Origin of the sequence: Aquicoccus porphyridii (assembly GCF_008369105.1) — a bacterium.
In the GTDB taxonomy this organism is placed as follows: domain Bacteria; phylum Pseudomonadota; class Alphaproteobacteria; order Rhodobacterales; family Rhodobacteraceae; genus Aquicoccus; species Aquicoccus porphyridii.
The window spans coordinates 421,374-428,852 of the sequence record NZ_VINQ01000002.1 but is presented as its reverse complement, the minus strand read 5'-3'; the positions used below and the strand labels follow the sequence as shown (position 1 = coordinate 428,852).

General features: G+C 61.2%; 13 protein-coding genes. 12 read left to right on the top strand and 1 reads right to left on the bottom strand.

Annotated elements, in window-relative coordinates; translation table 11 throughout:
- From FLO80_RS05180 to rplP, 10 genes are all read left to right on the top strand, one after another.
- The coding region (locus FLO80_RS05180) for an EF-Tu C-terminal domain-related protein (protein ID WP_500676333.1) at positions 1–148 on the top strand (148 nt) is incomplete at its 5' end.
- Positions 149–228: 80 nt separating this feature from the next.
- Positions 229–537 carry a 30S ribosomal protein S10 gene (rpsJ, locus tag FLO80_RS05175; protein WP_111363259.1) on the top strand — a complete coding sequence of 103 codons (309 nt, stop codon included), beginning with the start codon at positions 229–231 and terminating at the stop codon, positions 535–537.
- A 14-nt stretch (positions 538–551) separates the two neighbouring features.
- Positions 552–1,394 (top strand): 50S ribosomal protein L3, encoded by an 843-nt coding sequence (gene rplC, locus FLO80_RS05170; protein WP_111363261.1) that lies wholly within the window; start codon positions 552–554, stop codon positions 1,392–1,394.
- Positions 1,391–2,008: a 50S ribosomal protein L4 gene (rplD, locus tag FLO80_RS05165; RefSeq protein WP_111363263.1), complete on the top strand. Its 618-nt coding sequence runs from the start codon at positions 1,391–1,393 to the stop codon at positions 2,006–2,008. The genes rplC and rplD overlap by 4 nt, the downstream gene beginning before the upstream one ends.
- Entirely contained in the window at positions 2,005–2,301 is a 297-nt protein-coding gene (locus FLO80_RS05160; RefSeq protein WP_111363265.1) for a 50S ribosomal protein L23, read from the top strand. The genes rplD and FLO80_RS05160 overlap by 4 nt, the downstream gene beginning before the upstream one ends.
- A 976-nt stretch (positions 2,302–3,277) precedes the next feature.
- Positions 3,278–4,120, top strand: coding sequence for a 50S ribosomal protein L2 (rplB, locus tag FLO80_RS05155; protein ID WP_111363267.1), 843 nt, complete (start codon positions 3,278–3,280; stop codon positions 4,118–4,120).
- Positions 4,121–4,123: 3 nt separating this feature from the next.
- Entirely contained in the window at positions 4,124–4,402 is a 279-nt protein-coding gene (rpsS, locus tag FLO80_RS05150; protein WP_111363269.1) for a 30S ribosomal protein S19, read from the top strand.
- A gap of 4 nt (positions 4,403–4,406) precedes the next feature.
- Entirely contained in the window at positions 4,407–4,787 is a 381-nt protein-coding gene (gene rplV / locus FLO80_RS05145; protein WP_111363271.1) for a 50S ribosomal protein L22, read from the top strand.
- A complete protein-coding gene (rpsC, locus tag FLO80_RS05140) occupies positions 4,787–5,494 on the top strand; it encodes a 30S ribosomal protein S3 (RefSeq protein WP_111363273.1) in 708 nt (235 codons plus the stop codon). The genes rplV and rpsC overlap by 1 nt, the downstream gene beginning before the upstream one ends.
- Positions 5,495–5,506: 12 nt before the next feature.
- On the top strand, positions 5,507–5,920 hold the full coding sequence (gene rplP / locus FLO80_RS05135) for a 50S ribosomal protein L16 (RefSeq protein WP_111363275.1): 414 nt from the start codon (positions 5,507–5,509) through the stop codon (positions 5,918–5,920).
- A gap of 144 nt (positions 5,921–6,064) precedes the next feature.
- On the opposite strand, the gene FLO80_RS05130 is transcribed toward rplP, so the two are convergent.
- Positions 6,065–6,685, bottom strand: coding sequence for a 2OG-Fe(II) oxygenase family protein (locus tag FLO80_RS05130; RefSeq protein WP_111364038.1), 621 nt, complete (start codon positions 6,683–6,685; stop codon positions 6,065–6,067).
- Between the two features lie 321 nt (positions 6,686–7,006).
- Between FLO80_RS05130 and rpmC the strand changes: the two genes are divergently transcribed.
- Together rpmC and rpsQ are read left to right on the top strand one after the other, a co-directional pair.
- The gene (gene rpmC / locus FLO80_RS05125; RefSeq protein WP_111364040.1) at positions 7,007–7,213 is read left to right on the top strand and encodes a 50S ribosomal protein L29; all 207 of its coding nucleotides are present in this window, start codon (positions 7,007–7,009) and stop codon (positions 7,211–7,213) included.
- A gap of 14 nt (positions 7,214–7,227) precedes the next feature.
- Positions 7,228–7,458, top strand: coding sequence for a 30S ribosomal protein S17 (rpsQ, locus tag FLO80_RS05120; RefSeq protein WP_111363277.1), 231 nt, complete (start codon positions 7,228–7,230; stop codon positions 7,456–7,458).
- Positions 7,459–7,479: the final 21 nt, after the last annotated feature.

The window sequence follows — 7,479 nt, the reverse complement described above, 5'->3', positions numbered from 1 at the left end:
GGGCACCGAGATGGTGATGCCGGGCGACAACGTGAGCTTCAAGGTCGAGCTCATCGCACCGATCGCCATGGAAGACGGCCTGCGCTTTGCCATCCGCGAAGGCGGCCGCACCGTCGGTGCCGGCGTCGTCTCCAAGATCATCGAGTAAAACACCCAAGGGTTCGACGAGGAAGGCCGGGTGGTCCGGCCTTCCTCCTATCAACTCCAACGCCGCGAAAGGCTCAAAAAATGCAAAGCCAAAATATTCGCATTCGGCTGAAGGCTTTTGACTATCGCGTGCTGGATGCCAGCACGCAAGAGATCGTCAGCACGGCCAAACGGACCGGCGCCCAGGTGCGCGGGCCGATTCCGCTGCCGAACAAGATCGAGAAATACACGGTTCTCCGTAGCCCTCACGTCAACAAGAAATCCCGCGAACAGTTCGAGATCCGCACCCACAAGCGGCTCCTTGATATCGTTGATCCGACCCCGCAGACCGTGGACGCGCTGATGAAGCTCGACCTTGCGGCCGGGGTGGATGTGCAGATTTCGGTTTAAGGGAGAGCAGATCCATGTTGCGCTCTGGTGTTATCGCCAAGAAAATGGGTATGACCCGCGTCTTTCTGGACGACGGCAAGCAAATCCCTGTCACTGTGCTTCAGCTTGACGGGCTGCAGGTCGTGGCCCAACGCACCGCCGAGAAGGATGGCTATACTGCCGTTCAACTGGGCACCGGGACGGCCAAGGCCAAGCGGACCACGAAAGCCATGCGCGGCCATTTCGCCGCCGCCAATGTCGCGCCCAAGCGTCGGCTGGCCGAGTTTCGCGTCGCCCCCGAAAACCTGATCGGCGTGGGTGAGGAAATCACCGCCGACCATTATTTCGAAGGCCAGTTCGTTGATGTCAGTGGCACCTCGATCGGTAAAGGCTTCGCGGGTGCCATGAAGCGGCACAATTTCGGCGGTCTGCGCGCCTCGCATGGCGTGTCGATCAGCCACCGTTCGCACGGTTCGACCGGGCAATGTCAGGACCCGGGCAAGGTGTTCAAGGGCAAGAAGATGGCTGGACACATGGGCGCCGCCCGTGTGACCACGCAGAACCTTCAGGTCGTCAAGACCGATGCCACCCGTGGCCTGATCATGGTCAAGGGTTCGGTGCCGGGCTCGAAAGGCGGCTGGGTAACGATCAAGGACGCGGTGAAGAAACCCTTCCCTGAGAACGCGATCCTGCCCGCGGCGCTGAGATCGGCCGCTGAAGAGGCTGCGAAAGCCGCCGAGGAAGCCGCCGCACAGGCCGAGGCCGAAGCCAAGGCTGCCGAAGAGGCCGCCGCCGCAGAACAAGCCGCGCAGGAAGCCGAGGCCCTGAAACAGGCCGAGTCCGAGATTGCGGCCGACAAGAAGGAAGGCGAAGAATGAAACTCGACGTGATCAAACTGGACGGCGGCAAGGCCGGGTCGGTCGAGCTGGACGAGGGTCTTTTCGGGCTCGAGCCGCGCGCCGACATCCTTCACCGCGTGGTCCGCTGGCAGCGCAACAAGGCGATGGCCGGTACGCACAAGGTCAAGACCCGGTCGGAGACCAGCTATTCGACCAAGAAGATCTATCGCCAGAAGGGAACCGGCGGCGCACGCCACGGTGACCGCAACGCGCCGATCTTCCGCAAGGGTGGTATCTACAAGGGGCCGACGCCGCGCAGCCACGCCCATGACCTGCCCAAGAAGTTCCGCAAGCTGGGTCTGTGCCATGCGCTTTCGGCCAAGATGAAGGCCGGTGAACTGGTCGTGATCGACGCCGCCGAGTCCGATGGCAAGACCGGTGCCTTGGCCAAACAGTTGAAGAACCTGGGCTGGAAACGCGCGCTGATCATCGACGGGGCCGAGGTGAACGAAGGGTTCGCCCGCGCCGCGGCCAACATCGAGGGTCTCGATGTGCTGCCGTCGATGGGCGCAAATGTCTATGACATCCTCAAGCGTGACACGCTGGTGCTCACCAAGGCGGGTGTCGAAGCACTGGAGGCTCGTCTGAAATGAGCGCGACTGCACAACATTACGACGTGATCCGCAAGCCGGTGATTACCGAGAAGGCGACGATGGCGTCCGAAGCGAACGCCGTTGTCTTTGAAGTGGCGATCGACAGCACCAAGCCGCAGATCAAGGAGGCCGTCGAGGCGCTCTTTGGTGTGAAGGTGAAGGCGGTGAACACGACGATCACCAAGGGCAAGGTCAAACGCTTCCGTGGCCAGACCGGCCGCCGGAAAGACGTGAAGAAGGCCTATGTGACGCTCGAAGAGGGCAACACGATCGACGTGACCACCGGTCTTTGAGCGGGGATGGTGGGCAGATTGCCCACCTTACGGTTTTGAGATGTGAACCCCGGCTGCTGAGAGGTGGCCGGGGTTTGGTTTTTGTGGGGGGGAGAGGCCTGAGCGGCTGGAACAGGTCGAAGGGCTATTGGGAGGGATGGCCTGTTGCGGTCGTTGAACCATGGCTGAGAAGCCGCGCGGTGCGCGTCGCGCCTTGATTCCGCGCGTTGGCGGTTAAGCCTCAATAGCGGCAAAAGGCCCAAGTTCGACCGCGGGTTCAACAAAACCGATGATCGCAAGGTCCGAACGGTCGCCATCCGCTTCAATGAAACGCAATCAAGCCGCTTGAACGGCACGCAGAAATCGATGAGCATGGTTAAACTCGCCAACAGATCTCTCGGGAAGAAACCTTGTGACGCCCATAGGTTGGATACTTTTTTCTGTCTTCGGTCTCGTTCCGGTCTGGTCGCTGGTGGGCTCTGCCTGGGTCTTCTTTACAGAACGACGTAAGCGTCCGTTCGTCAGGGCTCAACGGCAAATGGCCCGTCTCCAGCGTCATGTTGGGTTGCCAAACCCGCGTGATCGAAAGCATTAACAGCTGAGTCAATGCACCGACTAGAACTTGGCAAAGCCCCCTTCGCCGGGACAAAGCGGCAGTTTCCGCCGTTGCATCGCCACGCCACGGTCTGGTGATCGGGCGGATCGGTAAGTTTGAGGCAAGAGAACCGGATCAAGCCCGGGATGACAGGTGAGGGGATGTCATGGCGCTGCTCTCTTCCCCTTATTTCGTGGCCAGACCCCTTGACCCCATACGCGGCGTCCCCTATCAGACCCCATCCGCAAGGCCCCGGATTCGTCCGGGGCTTCGCTGTTGTTCGCAAGGGCAACTCTAGCCGGGGACCTTCGGGGCCCTATACCAAAGGCCACCTTCGGGGGGCTATCAACATAGGAGAGCGCCGCAAGGGCCTCTTCGTTTGCTAAACGGAAGACAGAAAGCATGGCACTCAAGTCGTATAAGCCGACGACGCCGGGCCAGCGCGGGCTGGTGCTGATCGACCGTTCGGAGCTGTGGAAAGGACGTCCTGTCAAATCCCTCACCGAGGGTTTGACCAAGTCGGGCGGACGGAACAACACCGGGCGGATCACCTCGCGGCGACGCGGGGGTGGGGCAAAACGCCTCTACCGGATCGTCGATTTCAAGCGCAACAAGTTCGACGTGGCGGCCACCGTCGAGCGGATCGAGTACGATCCGAACCGGACCGCATTCATTGCGCTGATCAAATATGAAGATGGTGAGCAGGCCTATATCCTCGCGCCGCAGCGTATGGCGGTGGGTGACAAGGTGTTCGCCGGACAGAAGGTTGATGTCAAACCCGGCAACGCGATGCCGTTCAGCGGCATGCCGATCGGCACGATCGTCCACAATATCGAGATGAAGCCCGGCAAGGGTGGTCAGATCGCGCGCGCCGCGGGCACCTATGCCCAGTTCGTCGGACGTGACGGCGGTTACGCGCAGATCCGGCTCAGCTCGGGCGAGTTGCGCCTTGTGCGTCAGGAATGCATGGCCACCGTCGGTGCCGTCAGCAACCCCGACAACAGCAACCAGAACTACGGCAAGGCCGGCCGCATGCGTCACAAGGGCATCCGCCCGAGCGTGCGCGGCGTGGTCATGAACCCGATCGACCACCCGCATGGTGGTGGTGAGGGTCGCACCTCGGGTGGTCGTCACCCGGTGTCGCCCTGGGGCAAGCCGACCAAGGGTGCACGCACCCGCAACAAGAACAAAGCGTCCAGCAAGCTCATCCTGCGCTCGCGGCACGCCAAGAAGAAGGGACGTTAACATATGTCTCGCTCTGTATGGAAAGGCCCCTTTGTCGATGCTTATGTCTTGAAAAAGGCCGAAGCGTCGCGCGAGTCGGGCCGCAACGAAGTCATCAAGATCTGGTCGCGCCGCTCGACGATCCTGCCCCAGTTCGTGGGCCTGACGTTTGGCGTCTACAACGGCAAGAAGCACATCCCGGTCAACGTGACCGAAGACATGATCGGCCAGAAGTTCGGTGAATATTCGCCGACGCGGACCTATTACGGTCACGCCGCCGACAAAAAAGCGAAGCGGAAGTAAGACCATGGGCAAGGACAAGAACCCCCGCCGCGTGGCCGACAACGAAGCAATGGCGAAAACCCGCATGCTTCGCACGAGCCCGCAGAAACTGAACCTGGTGGCCGCGATGATCCGTGGCAAGAAGGTCGATAAGGCCCTGACGGACCTGACCTTTTCCAAGAAGCGGATCGCTGAGGACGTGAAGAAATGCCTTCAGTCCGCCATCGCAAATGCCGAGAACAACCACGGGCTTGACGTCGATGAACTGGTCGTCGCCGAAGCCTGGGTGGGCAAGAACCTCGTGATGAAGCGTGGCCGTCCGCGGGCACGTGGCCGGTTCGGCAAGATCATGAAGCCGTTTTCGGAGCTCACCATCAAGGTGCGTCAGATTGAGGAGCAAGCCTAATGGGTCAGAAAGTCAATCCGATCGGCATGCGCCTTCAGGTCAACCGCACCTGGGACAGCCGCTGGTTCGCGAATACCAAGGATTACGGTGATCTTCTTCTCGAAGACATCAGGATGCGCGAATTCATCAAGGAAGAGTGCAAGCAGGCCGGCGTGGCCCGTGTGATCATCGAGCGCCCGCACAAGAAGTGCCGGGTCACGATTCACACCGCCCGCCCCGGTGTCATCATCGGCAAGAAGGGCGCGGATATCGAAGTGCTGCGCAAGAAGCTGGCCGCGATGACCGCAAGCGAGCTGCACCTCAACATCGTCGAGGTGCGCAAGCCCGAGCTTGACGCGCAACTGGTGGCGGAATCGATCGCCCAGCAGCTTGAACGTCGCGTGAGTTTCCGCCGCGCGATGAAACGTTCGGTGCAGAACGCGATGCGGATGGGTGCGCTTGGCATCCGGGTGAACGTGGCGGGCCGTCTTGGCGGTGCCGAGATCGCCCGGACCGAATGGTATCGCGAAGGTCGCGTGCCACTGCACACCCTGCGTGCCGACATTGATTACGCCGCCGCCGAAGGGATGACCCCCTATGGCATCATCGGGATCAAGGTCTGGATCTTCAAAGGCGAGATCCTCGAGCATGACCCGCAGGCGCGTGACCGCAAGGCACAGGAAATCCAGGACGGTCCGGCCCCGCGTGGCGCCGGTGGCCGCCGCTAAGGAGTAACCGAGATGCTGCAACCAAAGCGCACGAAATTCCGCAAGATGTTCAAGGGCCGGATCAAGGGCGAGGCCAAGGGCGGCTCCGACCTGAACTTCGGCACATACGGACTCAAGGCGACGCAACCCGAGCGGGTCACCGCACGCCAGATCGAAGCCGCCCGCCGGGCCATGACACGCCACATGAAGCGTCAGGGCCGGGTCTGGATTCGGATCTTCCCCGATACGCCCGTGTCGTCGAAGCCCACCGAAGTCCGGATGGGTAAGGGCAAGGGCTCGGTCGACTACTGGGCCTGCAAGGTCAAGCCTGGCCGGGTGATGTTCGAGATCGACGGCGTCAGCGAGGATATCGCTCGGGAGGCCCTGCGCCTTGCGGCGATGAAACTGCCGCTCAAGACCCGGCTCGTGATCCGCGAAGACTGGTAAGGTCGAAAACGCAGCAGCGTTTTCAGGCCAGCGCGGTCCGGTTGAGAAAATTGAACCCCCGTGCGAGAGATCGCACGGGGGTTTTCTTGCTCAGCCGGTGGCAGATATTCTCGCCCGCCCCCGGACGGGCGTTGCCCTCGATAATCACACCCACTTGTAATTGAAGCTCACTGACACGCGCTCGTCTTCGGCCATGTTCATCGGCACCTCGTGGCGCAGCCAGCTTTCCCAGAGCAACACGTCGCCGGCCTGGGGCGTGACATAGACAAAGGTTCGCAATTCCGCGCGGGCGTCCTTGCGGCGTGGGGGCGCGGCCATCATCCGCGCGGAGCGAGGGTCTTCGAGTTTGAGCGCCGAGGCGCCGTCGGGCATGGTTATGTAAGTTGTTCCCGAAATCACCGAATGCGGGTGGATATGCGAGGCATGCGTTCCGCCCTCGGGCAAGATGTTGATCCACAGGTCTTCGAGTTCAAGCCGCCCGTCGCCCAAGTCGAATTCGAGATCGGCGGCGAAGGCCATGACATGAACGTCGAGCGCCTGTTTGAGATCGGCGAAGACCGGAAAGCGCCATGGCAGGTCGCTGAGCGAGGCATAGGAGGTATAGCCGGGGTAGGCGTTTTCCTCGCACCATTGCTGTCCGGCCTCGTCATCCTCGGCGATGGAATAACAGGAAGCTTCAAGCTCGGACGTGGCGATTGCGGGGCCAAGCTCGGAAAGCCGGGCGCGGTAAAGGCGGGTCACGAAGAGGGATTCTGTCTGGCTCATGGGTGCGTGATAGCGCGGGGCGAGGTTGGGAGCCAGCATTTGATCGAGCGTGAGGCGAGGCGCGTGGTGCCTGGCAGTGGGGGTTGGAACGAGGTGGCGGGTGCAAGCCACTACCGCTCGGCAGGCAAATACCGGCGGGTTCTTTTCCGGTCTGGCCGACCATTCCCGTGCGCCGTTCGCCGCGCCGAAAGCGAACCCGCATGAAGGGGGTTGCCATAGGCATGAAACCCGCCTATACGCCCCACTTCTACCCATGGACTCCATCGGAATCAGGGTGACGCAGCGTGCGGCCCTCCGATGATGTTGAAAAAGGACGACGACATGCAAGCCAAAGACCTGCGTGACAAGACGCCGGATCAGCTTCGCGAAGAGCTGGCCAATCTGAAAAAAGAGAGTTTCAACCTGCGGTTTCAGCAGGCGACCAGTGCGCTTGAGAACACTGCGCGCATGCGCCAGGTCAAGCGCAACACCGCGCGCGTTCTGACCATCCTGAACGAAAAGGCCGCCGTTGCGGCCAAGGCCGAGTGAGAGGAGCCTGAAACATGCCCAAGCGTATCCTTCAAGGCACCGTCACCTCGGACGCCAACGCACAGACCGTCACCGTGAGCGTCGAACGTCGCTTCACGCATCCGGTTCTGAAAAAGACCATCCGTAAGTCCAAGAAATACCGGGCTCACGATGAGAAGAACACCTACAAGGTGGGAGATCAGGTCCGCATCATCGAATGCGCCCCGAAATCCAAGACGAAACGCTGGGAGGTGATTGAGGCGTAAGCCGAGATCACACCCGGTTTA

What these genes read in the sequence shown, in the direction of transcription:
- rpsC (WP_111363273.1), top strand. Translation starts at nt 4,787, where the DNA reads ATGGGTCAGAAAGTCAATCCGATCGGCATGCGCCTTCAGGTCAACCGC.
- FLO80_RS05130 (WP_111364038.1), bottom strand. Translation starts at nt 6,685, where the DNA reads ATGAGCCAGACAGAATCCCTCTTCGTGACCCGCCTTTACCGCGCCCGG.
- rpsS (WP_111363269.1), top strand. Translation starts at nt 4,124, where the DNA reads ATGTCTCGCTCTGTATGGAAAGGCCCCTTTGTCGATGCTTATGTCTTG.
- rplP (WP_111363275.1), top strand. Translation starts at nt 5,507, where the DNA reads ATGCTGCAACCAAAGCGCACGAAATTCCGCAAGATGTTCAAGGGCCGG.
- rplB (WP_111363267.1), top strand. Translation starts at nt 3,278, where the DNA reads ATGGCACTCAAGTCGTATAAGCCGACGACGCCGGGCCAGCGCGGGCTG.
- rplV (WP_111363271.1), top strand. Translation starts at nt 4,407, where the DNA reads ATGGGCAAGGACAAGAACCCCCGCCGCGTGGCCGACAACGAAGCAATG.
- rpmC (WP_111364040.1), top strand. Translation starts at nt 7,007, where the DNA reads ATGCAAGCCAAAGACCTGCGTGACAAGACGCCGGATCAGCTTCGCGAA.
- rpsQ (WP_111363277.1), top strand. Translation starts at nt 7,228, where the DNA reads ATGCCCAAGCGTATCCTTCAAGGCACCGTCACCTCGGACGCCAACGCA.
- rpsJ (WP_111363259.1), top strand. Translation starts at nt 229, where the DNA reads ATGCAAAGCCAAAATATTCGCATTCGGCTGAAGGCTTTTGACTATCGC.
- rplC (WP_111363261.1), top strand. Translation starts at nt 552, where the DNA reads ATGTTGCGCTCTGGTGTTATCGCCAAGAAAATGGGTATGACCCGCGTC.
- rplD (WP_111363263.1), top strand. Translation starts at nt 1,391, where the DNA reads ATGAAACTCGACGTGATCAAACTGGACGGCGGCAAGGCCGGGTCGGTC.
- FLO80_RS05160 (WP_111363265.1), top strand. Translation starts at nt 2,005, where the DNA reads ATGAGCGCGACTGCACAACATTACGACGTGATCCGCAAGCCGGTGATT.